18 protein-coding genes are annotated in these 18,646 nt (G+C 73.0%); 7 read left to right on the top strand and 11 right to left on the bottom strand.

Annotated elements, in window-relative coordinates:
- Positions 1–49: 49 nt before the first annotated feature.
- Positions 50–2,029 (top strand): Ig-like domain repeat protein, encoded by a 1,980-nt coding sequence (locus tag E0W78_RS11095; protein ID WP_131404013.1) that lies wholly within the window; start codon positions 50–52, stop codon positions 2,027–2,029.
- Between the two features lie 141 nt (positions 2,030–2,170).
- Here E0W78_RS11095 and E0W78_RS11090 read toward each other — a convergent pair whose 3' ends face one another.
- A complete protein-coding gene (locus tag E0W78_RS11090) occupies positions 2,171–2,734 on the bottom strand; it encodes a TetR/AcrR family transcriptional regulator (protein ID WP_131404012.1) in 564 nt (187 codons plus the stop codon).
- A gap of 76 nt (positions 2,735–2,810) precedes the next feature.
- Between E0W78_RS11090 and E0W78_RS11085 the strand changes: the two genes are divergently transcribed.
- Both E0W78_RS11085 and E0W78_RS11080 read left to right on the top strand, forming a co-directional pair.
- Entirely contained in the window at positions 2,811–3,587 is a 777-nt protein-coding gene (locus tag E0W78_RS11085) for a purine-nucleoside phosphorylase (RefSeq protein WP_242686320.1), read from the top strand.
- An 11-nt stretch (positions 3,588–3,598) separates the two neighbouring features.
- On the top strand, positions 3,599–5,215 hold the full coding sequence (locus E0W78_RS11080; protein WP_131404010.1) for a phospho-sugar mutase: 1,617 nt from the start codon (positions 3,599–3,601) through the stop codon (positions 5,213–5,215).
- 114 nt (positions 5,216–5,329) lie between these two features.
- On the opposite strand, the gene deoC is transcribed toward E0W78_RS11080, so the two are convergent.
- A complete protein-coding gene (deoC, locus tag E0W78_RS11075; RefSeq protein ID WP_131404009.1) occupies positions 5,330–6,049 on the bottom strand; it encodes a deoxyribose-phosphate aldolase in 720 nt (239 codons plus the stop codon).
- A 35-nt stretch (positions 6,050–6,084) separates the two neighbouring features.
- Here deoC and E0W78_RS11070 point away from each other — a divergent pair, with 35 nt between their 5' ends.
- The 4 genes from E0W78_RS11070 (at position 6,085) to E0W78_RS11055 (ending at position 8,256) form a co-directional block, all read left to right on the top strand.
- On the top strand, positions 6,085–6,660 hold the full coding sequence (locus E0W78_RS11070) for an ATP-binding protein (protein ID WP_131404008.1): 576 nt from the start codon (positions 6,085–6,087) through the stop codon (positions 6,658–6,660).
- 2 nt (positions 6,661–6,662) lie between these two features.
- The gene (cofD, locus tag E0W78_RS11065; protein WP_131404007.1) at positions 6,663–7,631 is read left to right on the top strand and encodes a 2-phospho-L-lactate transferase; all 969 of its coding nucleotides are present in this window, start codon (positions 6,663–6,665) and stop codon (positions 7,629–7,631) included.
- On the top strand, positions 7,631–7,891 hold the full coding sequence (locus tag E0W78_RS11060) for a hypothetical protein (RefSeq protein ID WP_131404006.1): 261 nt from the start codon (positions 7,631–7,633) through the stop codon (positions 7,889–7,891). The genes cofD and E0W78_RS11060 overlap by 1 nt, the downstream gene beginning before the upstream one ends.
- Before the next feature lie 134 nt (positions 7,892–8,025).
- Positions 8,026–8,256, top strand: a complete 231-nt coding sequence (locus tag E0W78_RS11055) for a hypothetical protein (protein ID WP_131404005.1) — start codon at positions 8,026–8,028, stop codon at positions 8,254–8,256.
- 97 nt (positions 8,257–8,353) lie between these two features.
- Here E0W78_RS11055 and cofC read toward each other — a convergent pair whose 3' ends face one another.
- The 9 genes from cofC to E0W78_RS11010 all read right to left on the bottom strand — a co-directional run bounded on the left by cofC (position 8,354) and on the right by E0W78_RS11010 (position 18,621).
- Positions 8,354–9,028 carry a 2-phospho-L-lactate guanylyltransferase gene (cofC, locus tag E0W78_RS11050; RefSeq protein WP_165570480.1) on the bottom strand — a complete coding sequence of 225 codons (675 nt, stop codon included), beginning with the start codon at positions 9,026–9,028 and terminating at the stop codon, positions 8,354–8,356.
- A gap of 98 nt (positions 9,029–9,126) precedes the next feature.
- Entirely contained in the window at positions 9,127–11,646 is a 2,520-nt protein-coding gene (locus E0W78_RS11045; protein ID WP_131404003.1) for a bifunctional FO biosynthesis protein CofGH, read from the bottom strand.
- Between the two features lie 13 nt (positions 11,647–11,659).
- Complete coding sequence (locus E0W78_RS11040; protein WP_131404002.1) at positions 11,660–12,754, bottom strand: adenosine deaminase; 1,095 nt, start codon at positions 12,752–12,754, stop codon at positions 11,660–11,662.
- Position 12,755: 1 nt separating this feature from the next.
- Positions 12,756–13,211, bottom strand: coding sequence for a MaoC family dehydratase (locus tag E0W78_RS11035; protein ID WP_019143497.1), 456 nt, complete (start codon positions 13,209–13,211; stop codon positions 12,756–12,758).
- Between the two features lie 63 nt (positions 13,212–13,274).
- Entirely contained in the window at positions 13,275–14,564 is a 1,290-nt protein-coding gene (locus tag E0W78_RS11030; RefSeq protein WP_278249432.1) for a thymidine phosphorylase, read from the bottom strand.
- Positions 14,565–14,640: 76 nt separating this feature from the next.
- Entirely contained in the window at positions 14,641–15,843 is a 1,203-nt protein-coding gene (locus tag E0W78_RS11025) for a cytochrome P450 (protein ID WP_242686318.1), read from the bottom strand.
- Positions 15,840–16,268 (bottom strand): cytidine deaminase, encoded by a 429-nt coding sequence (locus tag E0W78_RS11020; RefSeq protein WP_131404001.1) that lies wholly within the window; start codon positions 16,266–16,268, stop codon positions 15,840–15,842. Before E0W78_RS11020 ends, E0W78_RS11025 begins: the two co-directional genes overlap by 4 nt.
- Positions 16,265–17,524: an ABC transporter permease gene (locus E0W78_RS11015; protein ID WP_131404000.1), complete on the bottom strand. Its 1,260-nt coding sequence runs from the start codon at positions 17,522–17,524 to the stop codon at positions 16,265–16,267. The genes E0W78_RS11020 and E0W78_RS11015 overlap by 4 nt, the downstream gene beginning before the upstream one ends.
- On the bottom strand, positions 17,521–18,621 hold the full coding sequence (locus tag E0W78_RS11010) for an ABC transporter permease (RefSeq protein WP_242686317.1): 1,101 nt from the start codon (positions 18,619–18,621) through the stop codon (positions 17,521–17,523). Before E0W78_RS11010 ends, E0W78_RS11015 begins: the two co-directional genes overlap by 4 nt.
- Positions 18,622–18,646 lie beyond the last annotated feature (25 nt).

The raw sequence follows: 18,646 nt of genomic DNA, 5'->3' as shown, positions 1-18,646 counted from the left end.
TAGCCCTTCCCCCCACGGCGTGACCGCGCCACTCCCCGAAAGGAACACGATGAGCAGCACGTTGCTGTCCCGGGCCACCCAGGCCCGGCGCCGGACGGTGTCCGGCCTCCTCGCCACGGCCCTCGCCGCGGCGACCCTGGCCGTCACCCCCGGCACCGCGCAGGCCGCCGTGGGCGACCCCGCCCTGAGCTGGAACGTGTCGACGCAGGTCGTCGACCACTTCACGAAGGCGTCGTTCAACAACAACACGCTCGTCGCGAGCAGCGGCGCCACCTACGACGCGGCCACGAAGTCCGCGACGTTCACCCAGGAGAGCGGCTGGGTCAACCCGGTCACCAAGACCGCCTCGGTGCAGTACGACGGCTCGCTCAAGGGCTCGTTCATCACGACCGCGAACGTGCTGCAGTACAGCATCGAGATCGCCGACCCCAAGATCGTGCTCGCCGCCGACGGCACGGGCCGGGTCGTGGCCGACGTCGCCTGGGAGGTGCCCGGCAACACCCCGACCACCGGCAGCACCCAGGACGTCGTCGTGACCACCTTCGCCGGTGCCGATGCCACCTGGGGCACCCAGGACGCCGACGTGACGCTCGCCGCCACGCCCGCGTTCGAGGGCGTCCTGCCCGCCGGCAGCCAGGCCGCGACCGACCTGGGCCTGACGACGAACAGCTCGGGTACCCCCGTCCCGATCGACGGGGCCGCGTTCGCCCCGTCGTTCCTCGGCGCCCTGCCGTCGTCGCTGCGCGCGCACTTCTACAAGTCGGGCTCGGCCACGGGCGACCCGAAGAAGGCCCCGTCGGCCTTCACCGCCGCCGCGGCGCTGCCGTCGCTGACCGCGCGGACCCTCGTCAGCACGCCGGACGCGCTCGAGATCGAGGTTTCCGGCACGGGCTACATGGCCGGCGGGGTGGGCGTCTACGTCAGCCTCGGCTCGGCGTTCTCGGCCACCGACCCCTCGGCCTTCGTGGCCACGAACTGGGTCAACGCCATCGCGGCGGACGGCACGTTCACCACGACCCTGAAGCTCCCGGCCGACAAGGTCGCCACGCTCGACCCGGCCAAGACGTGGACCGTGTCGACCCAGAAGGCGCACGGCCAGTCGGCCACGGACGCCTCGCAGACCGTCGAGCTCCCCGCGGGCCTGGACTTCTCCACCCTGAAGCGCCAGGCCACCAGCCTGACCGCGAAGGCGCTGTCGACCCCGGTCGGCAAGGCGGCGACGCTGACCGTCGACGTCGGCTCCACCCGCGCCGTGGACGAGGGCACCGTGACCCTGAGCGGCGTCGGCGCGACCCTCACCGCCCCGGTCGAGGACGGCACGGCGACCTTCGCGCTGCCGGCCACCCTGCCGGTCGGCACCCACACCGGCACGCTGTCGTTCGGCCAGACGACGTTCTTCGCGCCGTCGACCGGCACCACCAAGGTCACGGTCGCCAAGGCCGCGACCGCGGCGCCGCGGCTGTCGCTCGGCCTCGCGGCCACGACGGTCCGCAGCGGCCGCGCGACGATCGACCTGACCGCGGGCGGCGTGCAGCCGACCGGCAAGGTCGCCGTCACGTTCACCAAGGGCGCCGAGCGCCGCGCCGTGACCGGCACGCTCGTCCGGGGCCGCGCCTCGGTCGTCGTCCCGGTGCTGTCGGCCGGCACGTGGCGCGCCACGGTGACCTACGCCGGCGACCGCCAGCAGGCCGCCGCCACCGCCACCACGACGTTCGTCGTCCGCAAGGCCACGGTCGCCAAGCCGGCGGTCAAGGTCACGCGGAAGCCGACGACGCGCAAGGCCGGCGCGGCCCGCGTGACCGTCCGCTCGGCGACGTCCGGACGCCCCACGGGCAAGGTCCGGGTCCAGCTGGTCAAGGGCCGCTCGACGAAGACGTACACGGTGCGGTTGAACAGCAAGGGCCAGGCCACGGTCAAGACCTCCAAGCTCGCGAAGGGCAGCTGGAAGGTCTACGTCACCTACGACGGCGACAAGAGCTTCGACTCCCGTTCGAAGACCCGCGTCACCACCATCAAGGTCACGCGCTGACCTGACGCACGAGGGCCCCGGGCGCGGTTGCCCGGGGCCCTTCCGCGTCCCCGGCCCCGCCGAGACGTGGACGCGAAAGCACCACGACCCGGCCCGGTCGTGGTGCTTCTGCGTCCGGATCGCGCCGGAGGTCGGCTCGGGTCAGCGGACGCCGAGGCCGCCGAGCACGAACCGCTCGGCCGCCGCGCGCGAGACCTCGCGGCGCTGCAGGCAGGCGTGGACGAGCGAGACCGCCTCGCCCACGTCGTCGACGTCGAGCACGCCGGCGTCACGTCCCTCCTCGAGCAGGCGGCGCAGCACCCGCTCGACGTCGTGGACGTGCTCGCGCAGCTGGGTGAGCGACTCGCGCGACAGCACGCCCATCACCTCGGGACCGAACCCGAGGTGGGTCGACTCGGCGAAGTCGCGGTGGTGGCGCACGTAGACGCGCAGCCGCTCGACCGGGTCGTCGGAGGCGTCCAGGTCGGCCTGCAGCCGGGCCACGTAGGCGCTCGTCTCCTCGCCGGCGTAGGCGACGAGGACGGCCTCGCGGTCGGCGAAGTGGTTGTACAGCGCGGTGCGCCCCACGCCGGCACGCTCGGCCAGGTCGGCCATCGTCACGGCCGCGAACGAGCGCTCGTCCATGAGCTCCACCAGCGCCTCGAAGACCCGGCGACGCACCTGCGCCCGGTGCTCGACGAGCGACCCCCCGATGATCTTCGGCATCGGGCCAGGGTAGAGCAGACGGCGTGCTGCAGCCCGCTCCGCCGAGCCGTAGGGTCTGACCGTGAACACCTCCGACATCGCCGACCAGGCCGCGGACGCTCTGCGCGAGCTCACCGACGGCGCCGACCACGACGTCGCCCTCGTGATGGGCTCGGGCTGGCTGCCCGCCGCGGACGTGCTGGGCGAGCCCGAGCACGAGATCCACCTCGCCGACCTGCCCGGCTTCAGCGCCCCGGCCGTCGAGGGCCACGGCGGCACCGTCCGCTCGGTCCGCCTCGGCGACAAGCGCGCGCTGGTCTTCCTGGGCCGCACCCACTTCTACGAGGGCAAGGGCGTCGGCGCCGTCGTCCACGGCGTCCGCACCGCGGCCGCCGCCGGCGTCAAGACCGTGGTGCTGACCAACGGCTGCGGCGGGCTCAACCCCGACTGGCAGCCCGGCACCCCGGTGCTCATCAGCGACCACATCAACCTCACGGCCACGTCGCCGCTGGTCGGCGCGAACTTCGTCGACCTCACCGACCTGTACTCCTCGCGCCTGCGCGCGCTGGTGCGCGAGGTCGACCCGAGCCTCGACGAGGGCGTCTACGTCCAGTTCCCCGGCCCCCACTACGAGACGCCGGCCGAGATCAACATGGTCCGCGCGATCGGCGGCGACCTGGTCGGCATGTCGACCGCGCTCGAGGCGATCGCCGCCCGGGCCGCCGGCCTGGAGGTGCTCGGCATCTCGCTGGTCACCAACGCCGCCGCCGGCGTCACGGGCGAGCCGCTCGACCACGAGGAGGTGCTCGCGGCGGGCCAGGCGGCCGCGACCCGCATGGGCACGCTCCTGGCCGACGTCCTTCCGCGCATCTGAGGAGACCCGCGATGACCACGCTCACCGACCGCGCCCGGCTCTGGCTCGACCAGGACCCGGACGAGGAGACCCGCGCCGAGCTGCAGCAGCTGCTGGACGCCGACGACACCGCCGCCCTCGAGGACCGCTTCGCCGAGCGGCTCCAGTTCGGCACCGCGGGCCTGCGCGGCGAGCTGGGCGCCGGACCGAACCGCATGAACCGGGTCATCGTGGCCCAGGCGGCGGCCGGCCTGGCCGCGTACCTGAAGCAGCACGAGGACGACCCGAGCGTGGTCGTCGGATACGACGCGCGCTACAACTCCGAGCGGTTCGCGCGCGACACCGCCGAGGTCATGCAGGGGCTCGGCGTGCGCGCGCACCTGCTGCCCACGCACCTGCCCACGCCGGTGCTGGCCTTCGCCATCCGGCACCTCGGCGTGAGCGCCGGCGTCATGGTCACCGCGTCGCACAACCCGCCGCGCGACAACGGCTACAAGGTCTACCTGGGCGACTCCAGCCAGATCGTCCCGCCCGCCGACGCCGACATCTCGGCCGAGATCGACCGGGTCGGACGCGTCGACGAGCTGCCCCGCTCGTCCGACTACACGGTGCTGGGCGACGACGTCGCCGCCGCGTACGTCCAGGCGTGCGTGGCACTGGCGCAGGACGGGCCGCGCGACGTCGTGGCCGTCTACACGCCGATGCACGGCGTCGGCCGTGACACGCTGCTCGAGGTGGTCGACCGGGCCGGCTTCCCCGCCCCGCACGTCGTCACCGAGCAGGGCGACCCCGACCCGGCGTTCCCGACCGTGGCCTTCCCCAACCCCGAGGAGCCGGGCGCGATGGACCTCGCGCTCGCGCTGGCCGCGAAGGTCGACGCCGACGTCATCATCGCCAACGACCCGGACGCCGACCGCTGCGCCGTGGGCGTCCGCGACGGCGACGGCCACCGGATGCTGTCCGGTGACCAGGTCGGCTCTCTGCTGGGTCACTACATGCTCAGCCGCGGCGTCGAGGGCACCTACGCGGCGTCGATCGTGTCGTCCTCGGTGCTGGGCCGCCAGGCCGAGGCGGCCGGCCGCCCGTGGCGCCAGACGCTGACCGGGTTCAAGTGGCTGGGCAAGATCGACGACCTCGCGTACGGCTACGAGGAGGCGCTGGGCTACAGCGTCGCCCCGCACATCGCCCGCGACAAGGACGGCGTCTCGGCGGCGCTGGCCGTGCTCGAGCTCGCCGCGTCGCTCAAGGCCGACGGCCGCACGCTGCTCGACCTGCTCGACGACATCGCCCGCGAGCACGGCCTGCACGCCACCACGCAGCTGTCGGTGCGCGTCGAGGACCGCTCGATCATCAGCGACGCCATGACGACCCTGCGCACGTCCCCGCCGGAGTCGCTGGGCGGGCTCGCGGTGACGTCCGTCGACGACCTCGAGGACGGCTACCAGGGGCTGCCGCCGACCGACGGCATCCGCATCGGGCTCGAGGGCGGCGCGCGGGTCATCGCGCGTCCGTCGGGCACCGAGCCGAAGCTCAAGTGCTACCTCGAGGTGGTCGTCGAGGCCGGCGACGACGTCGACGCGGCCCGCCGCGAGGCCGACGAGCGGCTCGACGCGATCAAGGCCGACCTGTCGTCCCTGCTCGGCCTCTAGCCCGCCGCCTCACCTCGTCGCGGCATCCGCCGCGACGTGGACGCAAAGAGACCACGATCCCGAGGATCGTGGTCTCTTCGCGTCCGGATCGCGGCAGCGCCGGGCTCGGGTGACTCAGTAGCTGGAGGCGTCCTCGGTGGCGGACGCCTCGCCGCCGGCCAGGCGCGACCCGAGCTCGTCCAGGATCGTCGCCGTGGCGCTGGTGCCGAAGCGGGTGACGCCGAGCGCCTTCATCTCCAGCAGGGTGTCGAGGCTGCGCACGCCGCCGGACGCCTTGACCTGCACGTGCTCGGGCGAGCTCTGCCGCATGAGCGTGACGTGCTCGATCGTGGCGCCGCCGCCGGCGAACCCGGTGGACGTCTTGACGAAGTCGGCACCCGCGTCGGCCGTGGCCTTGCAGGCGGCGACGATCTCGTCGTCGCTGAGGTAGGCAGTCTCGAAGATGACCTTGACGACCTTGCCCTGCGCGGCCGCGACCACGGCGGCGATGTCGTCGCGCACGTCGTCGAGCAGGCCGCTGCGCAGCCGGCCGATGTTCAGCACCATGTCGAGCTCGGACGCGCCGTCGGCCAGGGCCTGCTCGGCCTCGGCCACCTTCGCCTGCGTGGACGTCGTGCCGTGCGGGAAGCCGATGACGGTGCCGACCGCGACGCCGGAGCCGTCGAGCCGGCCCACCGCGTGCGCGACGTCGCTGGGACGCACGCAGACGCTGAAGATGCGGTAGCGCGCCGCGAGGTCGAGGTCGGTGTCGACCTGCTCGCGGGTGAGCTCGGGCTTGAGGATCGCGTGGTCGATCATGCCGGCGATGTCGGCCACGGTGACGTCGAGTGCCATGCGGGCCAGCGTAGTCGGGCGTCTAGAGTGCTCGGGTGCCCCGTCGCGTCGTGATCCTCGCCGGACCCTCGGGCTCGGGCAAGTCCCGGCTCGCGCGCCGGCTCGGCGTCCCCACCCTGCGCCTGGACGACTTCTACCGCGACCTCGACGAGCCGGGCATGCCGATGTCCGACCTCGGCCTGGTCGACTGGGACCATCCGGCCTCGTGGGACGCCGACCAGGCCGTGGCCACGATCGCCGAGCTGTGCGCCACCGGCGCCGCGGACGTCCCGGTCTACTCGCTGTCGGCCAGCCGGAGGGTCGACCTCGAGCACCTGCGCGTCAGCACCGGCCTGTTCGTCGCCGAGGGCCTGTTCGCCCCGCAGATCGTCGACACCTGCCGCCGGGCCGGCCTGCTGGAGGAGGCGATCTGCCTGCGTCGCCCGCGCATGGTCACCTTCTGCCTGCGCCTGTTCCGCGACCTGCGCGAGGGCCGCAAGGCGCCGCACGTGCTGGTGCGGCGCGGCTGGCGGCTCATGAAGGACGAGCCCGCGGTCGTCGCCGAGGCCGTCGCGCACGGCTGCGTCCCCATGACCCCCAAGCAGGCCGAGAAGCGGCTGCAGAGGAGCTGAGCGTGCGCATCACCATCCTGTCCGGCGGCATCGGCGGGGCCCGGTTCGTCTCGGGCGTCGTCGCCGCCGCGCCCGACGCCGACGTCACCGTCGTGGCCAACACCGCCGACGACATCTGGCTGCACGGCCTGCGGGTCTGTCCCGACCTCGACTCGCTCATGTACACCCTGGGCGGCGGCATCGACCCCGTGCGCCGCTGGGGCCGCGCGGACGAGACCTGGAGCGCCAAGGAGGACCTGGCCGCGTACGGCGAGGGCCCGGACTGGTTCGGCCTCGGCGACCGCGACATCGCCACCCACCTCGTCCGCACCCGGCTGCTGCGCGAGGGCCGCGGCCTGACCGCCGCCACCGCCCACCTGTGCGAGCGCTGGCGGCCCGGCGTCACCCTGCTGCCGATGACCGAGGACGAGGTCGAGACCCACCTCGACGCGGTCGTCGACGGCGAGCCGCGGCACCTGCACTTCCAGGAGTACTGGATCCGTCACCGTGCCGGCGTCCCGTTCACCGCGCTGTCCTACGACGGCGTCGAGTCGTCCACGCCCGCCCCCGGCGTCGCCGAGGCGATCGCTGGCGCGGACGTCGTGCTCGTCGCCCCGTCCAACCCGGTCGTCTCGATCGGCCCGATCGTCGCCGTGCCCGGCCTGGCCGACGCGCTGCGGTCGACGTCCGCGCCGGTCGTCGGGGTCTCACCGATCATCGGCGGCGGCGCGGTACGTGGCATGGCCGACCAGCTCATGACCGGCCTGGGCCGTGAGATCAGCGCTGCGGCGGTGGCCGAGACCTACGGCTCGCGCCGCGACGGCGGCCTGCTCGACGGGTGGCTCGTGGACGTCCAGGACGCCGACGCCGTCGACCGCCTCTCCCCCGCCGGTGTCGCGACCCGCTCCGTCCCGCTGTTCATGGACGACGACGCGACCACGCGGCAGCTCGCCGACGACGCGATCGCGCTGGCGCGGGAGCTGCGGCGCTGATGGGCGTCGACGCCTCCGGCCTGCTGCTCCTCGCGGCGATGGCCGGGGTGTGGCTGTGGGCCGTCGTCGACACCGTCCGGACGGCGATGGCCCGGCCCGGGCTCGGCGAGATCGGTCTCGTGGTCGCCGCGGTGGTCGGCGGCCCGCCCGTGGCGTTCTTCTACCTGGTGCTGCGACTGACGTTCTGGTCCGAGCGCTGGGAGCGCCGCCAGGACCGCCGCCGAGCCGCGCGAGCCTCGCGAGCCTCCGCCGAGCGGTGACCTGCGGTCACTCTCCGGCGTGAGAGTCACCCGGGCTCGCCGGCGCGAAGCCGTGCCGGGGACGGCCGCCCATGACGGACGTCTCCCACGGAGATTCGGACCCAGCGCGGCGACGGGACCGGCAGACTGGCGCCGTGACGGACGACGAGACGCTCTTCCTCACGGTGATCCTCGTGGTCTCGGCCGTGGTCTGGGCCTGGGCCGTCGTCGCCGCCGTGCGCGTGGCACTCGTGACCCGCGGGGCCGGGGCCATCGGCCTGGCGGTGCTCGTCGTCCTGGGCGGGCCGATGGTCGCCGTCGTCTACCTCGCGATGCGCCGGATCCTCCGCACCCGTGACCTGTGGCCCACCGCCCGCGGGCGGTGACCTACGGTCACTCCTCCCCGCCGAAGTGACCGCCACTCACCGCCGCTCCACCGGAAGTGACCAAGACTCACCGCTCGGGCGAGCGGATCCGCACGGTCTAGCCGGTGGGCTGGACGAAGGCGTCCAGCTCGGCGCCGAAGTCCTCGACGACCTGGCTGGTGTTGCGGCCCAGGCCGATCTCGCGGGCACCGGCCAGGTCGCCCAGCACGTCGATGTCGCGCCGGATCCCGGCGGGGACGTCGGCCATCTCGACGGCGCCGAGCTCACGGTGCCGGCGCGCGGAGTCCGGCCCGTAGGCCGTGCGCAGCAGACCGGGGGTGCGGGCGACCACGAGGGTCGTGCCGTGCCCGGCCGCGTCGGGGCAGAAGGCGAGCTCGTGGTCGGCGGCCGAGCGCAGCACGTTCGTGAGGTCGGGGCCGGTGAGCGCCGGCAGGTCGCCGGGCAGGACGGCGATGGGCCGGCGCGGGAAGCGCTTACGGGCCCAGTCGGCACCACGGGCGACCGCGTCGTTGAGCGCGTCGCCCCGGGCGCGGGTGCGGTCGGCGACGACCTCGGCCCCGACGAAGCGGGCGTACTCGGCGACCCCGGCGTCGGGCGTCACGACCACCGTGCGCACGACGATGCCGGCGTCCAGGACGGCGGCGAGGGTGTCCTTGAGCAGGGCCCGGGCGAAGGCGTGGCGGACGATGGGGTCCTCGTGCAGGCGCGACTTGGCGTGCGTCCACGACTTGATGGGCAGCACCGCGGTGAACTGCACTGCGGCATCGGGCACTGCGTCACCCCCGTGAGGTCGTGGTCGACGGGACGAACCTGACGGCGCTCGTGACGCCGCTCTCATCGTAGCCAGGCCCGTGGTCCGCCAGGTTTCGCTCAGATGTCGGGATGGAGGCGACCGTAGGAGGTCGTGCGCTGCACCGCGGGACGTCCGACGCGCGCGGCCATCTGCTCCAGCTCGTGGACGTCCTTGCGCGAGCCCTGGGTCGACCCGGCCATGCGGCTGATCGTCTCCTCCATGAGCGTGCCGCCCAGGTCGTTGACGCCGCCGCGCAGGATCTGGTCGAGCACCTGCGGGTCGAGCTTCACCCACGAGACCTGGACGTTGTCGACCAGCCCGTGGAGCATGATGCGCGCCATCGCGTGGACGGCCCGGTTGTCGCGCACCGTCGGCCCCGGCCGGGCGACGCCGGCCAGGTAGATCGGGCTGGACTGGTGGACGAACGGCAGCGGCACGAACTCGGTGAAGCCGCCGGTCTCGCGCTGCAGGTCCGCGACGGTGCGCAGGTGGCCGACCCAGTGGCCGGGGTGGTCGACGTGGCCGTACATCATCGTGGCCGTCGTCGGCAGCCCGACGCGGTGCGCGGTGCTGACGACCTCGATCCACTGGCTGGCCGGCAGCTTGCCCTTGGTCAGCACCCAGCGGACCTCGTCGTCGAGGATCTCCGCGGCGGTGCCGGGCAGCGAGTCGACGCCGGCCTCCTTCGCCGCGACCAGCCAGTCGTGGATCGACAGCCCCGTGCGGGCCACGCCGTTCATGACCTCCATGGGGCTGTACGCGTGCATGTGCAGACCCGGCTCGGCCTGCTTCACGGCCCGCGCGATGTCGAAGTACGAGCTGGCCGGCATCTCCGGGTCGATGCCGCCCTGCATGCACACCTCGGTCGCGCCGAACGCCACCGCCTCGTGCGCGCGGGCCTGGATCTCGTCCAGCGACAGCGTGAAGGCGTCGGCGTCGGTCTTGCGCTGGGCGAACGCGCAGAAGCGGCAGCCGGTGTAGCAGACGTTGGTGAAGTTGATGTTCCGGTTCACCACGTAGGTCAGGTCGTCGCCGACGGCGTCGCGGCGCAGGTCGTCGGCGAGCGCGCACACCGCCTCGAGCTCGGGTCCCTCGGGCGCGGTCATGAGCGCCAGGGCGTGCTCGTGCGACAGCCCGGCCGGGTCGCGCTCGGCGGCCCGCAGCGCGGCGGCGACGTCGGTGTCGAGGCGCTGCACGGACGAGGAGGCGCGGGCCTGCTCGCGCAGCTGCTCCCAGTCGCCGTAGACGTCGTCGAAGTCGCCGCGCCGGTCGCTCGAGCGTCCGACCGTGTCGATGGTCGTCTCCAGGTCGGTGCGGCCGGCGTCGGCCCAGCCGCCGTCCGGCTCCTGCCACGGCAGCCCGGACGGTCGGGCGTCCGGGTCGGCCAGGCCGTCGGGACCGCGCAGGGCGTCCACGTGGGCCTGCAGCCGCGGGTCGAGCCAGGGCAGGCCCAGGTAGGGCGGGTGGGCGGTGAGCCGCTCGCGCAGCGTGAACCCGGCGTCGGCGCACAGCGCGGCCAGCTTGTCGACGTTCGGCCACGGACGCTCGGGATTGACGTGGTCGGGCGTCAGCGGGCTGATGCCGCCGAAGTCGTCGATGCCGGCGTCCACCAGGGCACGGCACTCGACCAGGTCGACCAGGTTGGGCGGCGCCTGCACCCGCACCTGCGGCCCCAGCACGACGCGCGCGGTGGCGATGGCGGCGAGGTACTCGTCGAGCGGCAGGTCGTCGTCGTGCCGCATCGCCGTGTCGGGCTTGGCGCGGAAGTTCTGGACGATGACCTCCTGCACCGCGCCGTACGCCCGGTGCACGCGGCGCAGCTCGAACAGCGCGTCTGCGCGCTCGGCCAGGGTCTCTCCGATGCCGAGGAGCACGCCGGTGGTGAACGGGACGTTGAGCCGTCCGGCGTCCTCGAGCACCCGCAGCCGGACGGCCGGGTCCTTGTCGGGGCTGCGGAAGTGGGGCTGGCCCTTCTCCTCGAACAGCCGCCGGGACGTGGTCTCGAGCATCATGCCCATGGACGGGGCGACCGGCTTGAGCCGGTTCATCTCGGCCCAGCTCATGACGCCGGGGTTGAGGTGCGGCAGCAGGCCGGTCTCCTCCAGCACCCGCACCGCCATGGCCCGGACGTACTCCAGCGTCGTCTCGTAGCCGGCCTCCTCGAGCCACTGCTGCGCCTCGGGCCAGCGGTCCTCGGGTCGGTCGCCGAGGGTGAACAGCGCCTCCTTGCAGCCCATCGCGGCGCCGTCGCGGGCGATCTGCAGCACCTCGTCCGGGGTCAGGAACGGCGACTCACCCGCGCGCTGCAGGTGCCCGGGCGTGGTCACGAAGGTGCAGTAGTGGCAGCGGTCGCGGCACAGCCGGGTCAGCGGGATGAACACCTTGCGCGAGTACGTCAGCACGTCCGGACGGCCGGCGGCGGCCAGGCCCGCGTCGCGGACCCGCGCGGCCACGGCCATGAGCCGCTCGAGGTGCTCGCCCCGGGCGGCCAGCAGGGCCGTGGCCTCGCGCATGTCGATCGCCTTGCCCGCCTCGGCGCGCGTGACCGCCCGCGCGACCTCGCGGTCGGTGGGCACGATCGGGGCGGTGTCGGTCACGTGGACGTCCCGGTCAGTCCTGCAGCGCTGCGTAGGCGGGCTTGATGACCCGCTCGATGAGGTCGATCCGCTGGTCGAAGGGCAGGAACGCGCTCTTCATCGCGTTGACCGTGAACCAGCGCAGGTCGTCCAGGCCGTAGCCGAAGGCGTCCACGAGCAGCTGCATCTCGCGGGTCATCGAGGTGCCGCTCATGAGCCGGTTGTCGCAGTTCACCGTCACCCGGAAGCCGAGCTCCTTGAGCGGGCCGATCGGGTGGTCGGCGATGGACGTCATGCCGGGCACGGCGTGGGTCTGCAGGTTCGACGACGGGCACATCTCCAGCGGGATGCGACGGTCGCGGACGTACGAGGCGAGCCGGCCCAGGCGCGGACCGCCGGGGGCGTCGAAGTCGATGTCGTCGACGATGCGGACGCCGTGGCCCAGCCGCTCGGCGCCGCAGCGCTGGATCGCCTGCCAGATCGACGGCAGGCCGAACGCCTCGCCGGCGTGGATCGTGAAGTGGGCGTTCTCGCGGCGCAGGTACTCGAACGCCTCCAGGTGCAGGATCGGCGGGAAGCCGTCCTCGGCCCCGGCGATGTCGAAGCCGGACACGCCGCGGTCGCGGTGGTCGACGACCAGCTCGGCGATCTCCAGGCCGCGGTCGGCGTGGCGCATCGCGGTGAGCAGCTGGCCAACGACGATCTCGCGACCGTCCGCGGCCGCGGCGGCGATGCCGGACGCGATGCCGTGCTGCACCGCGTCGACGGCCTCGGTGAGCGACAGGCCGCGCTCGAGGTGCTGCTCGGGGGCCCAGCGCAGCTCGGCGTAGACCACGCCGTCGGCCGCGAGGTCCACGACCGACTCGTGGGCGACCCGCGCGAGGTGCTCGCGGGTCTGCATGACGGCGGTCGTGTGGGCGAACGTCTCGAGGTAGCGCGGCAGCGAGCCGCTGTTGGCGGCCTCGGCGAACCAGGTGCCGAGGGCCTCGCCGCCCTGGGCGGGGAGCTGGTGGCCGATCTCGGCGGCGATCTCGGCGACGGTGGCCGGACGGACGCCTCCGTCGAGGTGCTCGTGGAGCGCGACCTTCGGGGCGCGGCGGATCTGGTCGGCGGTGGCGGGGGTCGTCATGTCAGGAGTCCATCAGAAGGACGATCGCCTCCGCCACGCAGGCCGGTTTCTCGACCCCCTCGATCTCGATCGTGTGGGTGAGCTGCACCTGCTGGCCGCGCTCGATCTCGTTGACCTTGCTCAGCACGACCCGGTCGCGGATGCGCGAGCCGACCCGCACGGGCGACATGAAGCGCACCCGGTCCAGGCCGTAGTTGACGCGGGCGGTCTCCCCCGCGAAGGCGAACGCCTGGGCACCGAGGAACGGGATGAGCGAGAGGGTGAGGTAGCCGTGGGCCACGGTCGCGCCGAACGGGCCGGTGGCGGCCTTGTGCGGGTCGACGTGGATCCACTGGTGGTCGCCGGTCGCGTCGGCGAACATGTCGATGCGCTCCTGGGAGATCTCCAGCCAGGTGCTGACGCCGAGCTCGGTCCCCTCGGCGGCCTTGATCTCGTCCCGGTCGTTCAGCACACGCATGGTCCACACCCTAAGTCCCGCCGGTCCGTCCCGCGGTGACGGCACGGACCGGCGGGGCGGCGGTCAGTCGACGCGGCCGAGGACGACGTCGGTGCGCTCGAACGGCTCGTCGCCCAGGTCGAACGATCCCTCGAGCGCGGCGAGCGCGCGGTCGAAGCGCTCGGGACGGTCGGCGTGCAGCGTCATGAGCGGCTGGCCGGCGGCCACCACGTCGCCGGGCTTGGCGTGCAGCGTCACGCCGGCGCCGAGGTCGAGCTGCTCGCCGGGCTTGGAGCGGCCGGCACCCAGGCGCCAGGCGGCGATGCCGACGTCGTACGCGTCCAGGCGCTGCAGCGTGCCGCCGGTCGGCGCGGTGACGACGTGCGTCTCGCGGGCCTGCGGCAGGGCGCCGTCGGGGTCGCCGCCCTGGGCGGCGATCATGCGTCGCCACACGTCCATCGCCCGGCCGTCGGCCAGCGCGTCGGCGGGGTCGACGTCGCTGCGTCCGGCGGCGGCGAGCATCTCGCGGGCCAGCGCCAGGGTCAGCTCCACGACGTCCGCGGGGCCTCCGCCGGCGAGCACGTCGACCGCCTCGGCGACCTCGAGCGCGTTGCCGGCGGCCACCCCGAGCGGGGTGGCCATGTCGGTGAGCAGCGCGACGGTGTTGACCCCCGCGTCCTTCCCGAGCGCGACCATCGTCTCGGCCAGCTCGCGGGCGCGGTCGATGTCCTTCATGAAGGCGCCGGAGCCGACCTTCACGTCCAGGACGAGCGCGCCGGTGCCCTCGGCGATCTTCTTGCTCATGATCGAGCTGGCGATGAGCGGGATGGCCTCGACGGTGCCCGTGACGTCGCGCAGGGCGTACAGCTTCTTGTCGGCCGGGGCCAGGCCCGCGCCGGCGGCGCAGATGACGGCGCCGACGTCCTCGAGCTGCGCGAGCATCGCCTCGTTGGAGAGCGACGCCTGCCAGCCGGGGATGGACTCGAGCTTGTCGAGCGTGCCGCCGGTGTGGCCGAGGCCGCGGCCCGACAGCTGCGGGACGGCGACGCCGCACGCCGCGACGAGCGGGGCCAGAGGCAGCGTGATCATGTCGCCGACGCCGCCGGTGGAGTGCTTGTCGGCCGTCGGCCACGACAGCGACGAGAAGTCCATGCGCTCGCCGCTGGCGATCATGGCGTTCGTCCAGCGCGAGATCTCGCGACGGTCCATGCCGTTGAGCAGGATGGCCATGGCCAGCGCGGACATCTGCTCGGGGACGACGTCGCCGCGGGTGAAGGCGTCGACGACCCAGTCGATCTGGCTGTCGCTGAGGGCGTGGCCGTCGCGCTTGGCCATGATGACCTCGGGGGCGTCGTGCGGAGCAGCGGTGTTCACGAGCGGACCTCCTGAAGAAGGGCACGGTACGGAAGCCCGCACGTGGTGGACTCGGTCGTTCGCTCGCTGCGCTCGTTCACAGGACAACCTCGATCTTCTCGTAGCCGCGCAGCACCCAGGTGGGACGACGTGGGGCCTCGCCGGCCAGGGACAGGGTCGGGAACCGGTCGAGCAGCAGGCGCAGGGTGATGCCCAGCTCCAGGCGCGCCAGCGGGGCGCCCAGGCAGAAGTGCAGGCCCATGCCGAAGCCGACGTGCGGGTTCGGGTCGCGAGCGACGTCGAAGGCGTCCGGACGCTCGAAGACGGCCGCGTCACGGTTCGCCGACCCCATGAGGCAGGCCACCTTCTCGCCCTGGGCAACGGCCTGGCCGGCGACCTCCAGGTCGACCGTGGCGGTGCGCTCGAACAGTTGCAGCGGCGCGTCGAAGCGGATGAGCTCCTCCAGCGCGGTCTCGACCGGCACCTCGCCGGACGTGACCCGCTCGAGCTGGTCCCGGTGCGACAGCAGCGCGTGCAGGCCGTTCCCGAAGGTGTTGACCGAGGCCTCGTGGCCGGCGTTGAGCAGCAGCACGACCGTGGCGACGAGCTCCTCGTCGTCCAGCTTGCCGCTGCCGTCACGCTCGCGGATGAGGTCGGTGACGAGGTCGTCGCCGGGGTGGCCGGCGTCGAGCGCGGCCTTGCGCTCGGCGATGACCTCGCGGACGTACTCGGCGAACAGCGTGCTCGAGCGCACCGCCTCGGCCTTCACGTCCTCGCCGACGCCCTGCTCGTACATGTGGACGATGCCCTGACTCCACTCGCGCAGCAGCGCGTGGTCAGCCCGCGGGACGCCCAGCAGGTCGGCGATGACGAACACCGGCATCGGCTCGGCGTACGCGGCCAGGACGTCGATCGTGTCGCCCGGCGCGTACGCGTCGAGAATCTCGGCGGCGAGCGTCTCGATGCGCGGGCGCATGCGCTCGACGTGGCCGCGACCGAACGCGCCGGCCAGCAGGCGCCGCATGCGGGTGTGCGCCGGCGGCTCGTTCTCCATGAGCTGGTTGCGGTGGAGCGTGTTGAACGGCTCCATCTGCTCGACCGGCTCCCAGTCGGTCCAGAGCCGGCCCAGGCGGCGGTCGCGCAGCACCGCGCTGACGCTGCCGTGCGTGGTGGCCAGCCAGCGTCCGCCGGCCTCGTCACGCACCATCGGGGCGGACGCGCGCAGCTGCGCGAGCAGCGGGTAGGGATCGGCCACGAAGGCCGGGTCGGTCAGGTCGAGCGGGGAAGAGATGAGCGTCACTGGTCCTTCTGGAGCGTCTTCAGGTCGGTGTCGTCGAAGGCGTCGGGCAGCACCTCGGCCATCGTCTTGATGCCCGAGGGGGTCTGCAGCTGCATGGTCGGGCCGCCGTTCTCCCACAGGAGCTGGCGGCAGCGGCCGCACGGCATGAGCGCCTGGCCGCGCGCGTCGACGCACGCGACGGCCAGGAGCCGCCCGCCGCCGGTCGCGTGCAGGGCCGAGACCATGCCGCACTCGGCGCAGAGGGCGACGCCGTACGCGGCGTTCTCGACGTTGCAGCCGAGCACGACGCGTCCGTCGTCGACGAGTCCCGCGACGCCGACCGCGTAGCCGGAGTAGGGCGCGTACGCCCGCTCCATGACCTGGGTGGCGTAGCGGGTCAGCGACTCCCAGTCGATCGGGTCGTCGGGGCCGTCGATGCCGATCATCCGGCGCTGCCCTTGCGGTACGTCTGCCCGGCGGCGGCCGGTGGCCGGAGCCGTTGCGACGCGAGCGCGAGGACGAGCAGCGTCGTCACGTACGGCGTCATGCCGGTGAGGTCCTCGGGGATCGAGTCGCTCAGCAGGAACCACAGCGCGACGAGGACGCCGAGCACGGCGCTCACGATCGCCGCGGTGCGCGCGGCCTTGCGCCACTGCCAGACGGCCAGGCCGACCAGCAGGACCGCCACGAGCAGCAGCAGACCGTGGATGCTCTCGCCGCCGCCGCGCAGACGCAGCGTGTCGGTGTAGCCGAACAGGCCGGCGCCGGCGAGCAGGCCGCCGGGACGCCAGTTGCCGAAGATCATCGCCGCGAGGCCGATGTAGCCGCGGCCACCGGTCTGGCCCTCACGGAACGTGCTCGACGCGACCAGGGCCAGGAACCCGCCGGCCAGGCCGGCGATGCCGCCGGAGATCAGCACGGCCACGAACTTGTAGCGGATGACGTCGACGCCGAGCGACTCCGCGGACGCCGGGCTCTCGCCCACCGACCGCAGGCGCAGGCCGAAGCTGGTGCGCCACAGGACGTACCAGGTCAGGACGAACAGCAGCAGCGCGATGATCGTCAGCACCGACAGGTTCGTCACCAGCGCCCGCAGCAGCGCGGCAGCGTCGGAGATGATGAACCAGTTCTTGGCCTCGAGGTCGCCGAGCGGGTCCGACAGCGCGTCGATCGAGATCGCCGGCAAGGAGTCGATCGGCGGCGACTGGGTCTGGCCGCCGCCCTTGACGCCGGTGAACGACAGCGCCGCGAGGTACTGCACGGCGCCGGCGGCGATGATGTTGATCGCGACGCCGGACACGATGTGGTCGACGCCGAACGTGACGGTCGCCAGCGCGTGGATGAGGCCACCCAGGGCGCCGAACAGGATCGCGCCGAGCACGCCCTGCCAGGGTCCGTAGAAGTAGCCGAAGTAGCCGGCGCCGAACGTGCCCAGGATCATCATGCCCTCGAGGCCGATGTTCACGATGCCCGCGCGCTCGGACCACAGGCCGGCCAGGCCGGCGAGGCCGATCGGCACGGCGGCGACGAGGGTGGCCCGCAGCGTGCCGGACGACGCGAGGTCGTCGGCGCCGGTGAGGACGCGGAGCGTCGCCAGCAGCACGACGAGGCCGAAGAGGACCAGCATGACCTTCGCCGGCGTGACGCGACGGCGTCCGTCACGGGGCTTCGGGGACGTGGTCAGGTCGGTGGGCACGGTCATGCCTTGGCCTCCTCGATCGTGGCCGGCTCGTCCAGGGCGGCCGCCACCTGACGCTGCTCGAGGCGGACGCGGTAGCGGCGCACGACCTCGTAGGCGATGACGACCGTGAGGACGATGACGCCCTGCGTGATCTTGACGATGTCGGGCGAGACGCCCACGACGATCTGCAGGCTGTTGGACTGCTCGTCGAGGAACGCGAACAGCAGCGCTCCGAGCGCGATGCCGATCGGGTGGTTGCGGCCCAGCAGCGCGATGGCGATGCCGGCGAAGCCGAGACCGGACTGGAACGTCGAGCCGTAGGAGTAGTCGTTGCCGAACAGCAGCGGCAGGCCGACCAGGCCGGCCGCGCCGCCGGAGAGCAGCATCGAGACGACGATCATCTTCTTGACGCTGATGCCGCTGGCCACGGCCGCGGTCTCCGAGCGTCCGGTGGCCCGCAGGTCGAAGCCGAAGCGGGTCTTGGACAGCACGAACCAGTAGACGAAGCCGACCAGCGCGGCCAGGAACACGAAGCCGTAGACCTTGACCGTGACGTCGTCGAAGATCTGGATGCCCGGGACGCGGCTGCCCTCGGGCACCTGCTTGGTGGCCGTGTTGTTGCCGCCGTCATCGACCGCGACCTTGCGCAGCAGGTAGGCCACGAGCGCGGTCGCGATCGCGTTCAGCATGATCGTGGAGATGACCTCGCTGACGCCGCGCGTCACGCGCAGCAGGCCGGCGATGCCGGCCCACATGGCGCCGACGAGCACGGCGGCCACGACCGCGAGCAGCGTGTTGAGGTAGCCCGGCAGCCAGCCCTCGCCGGCGACCACGGCCGCGGCGAAGGACGCGACGCGGTACTGGCCGTCGACGCCGATGTTGAACAGGTTCATCCGGAAGCCGATGGCCACCGCGATCGCCGACAGGTAGTACACCGTGGCGGCGTTGATGATGTTCACGATCGCCCGGTGTCCGGGGACGCTGAGGATCTGCGCCCACACGTCGGCGACGGAGTCACCGGCCGCGAGGAGCACGAGGCTGGTGATGACGAAGGCCATCACCAGGGCCAGCACCGGCGCGCCGACGGCGAGCACGACGCGGGTGGTGCGGGGGCTCACTGGCAGACCTCCGTGAGGATCGCAG

Source organism: Aeromicrobium sp. IC_218, assembly GCF_004336805.1.
Classification (GTDB): Bacteria; Actinomycetota; Actinomycetes; order Propionibacteriales; family Nocardioidaceae; genus Aeromicrobium.
The sequence above is the reverse complement of the archived record's forward strand: the minus strand, read 5'-3'. Positions and strand labels throughout refer to the sequence as shown.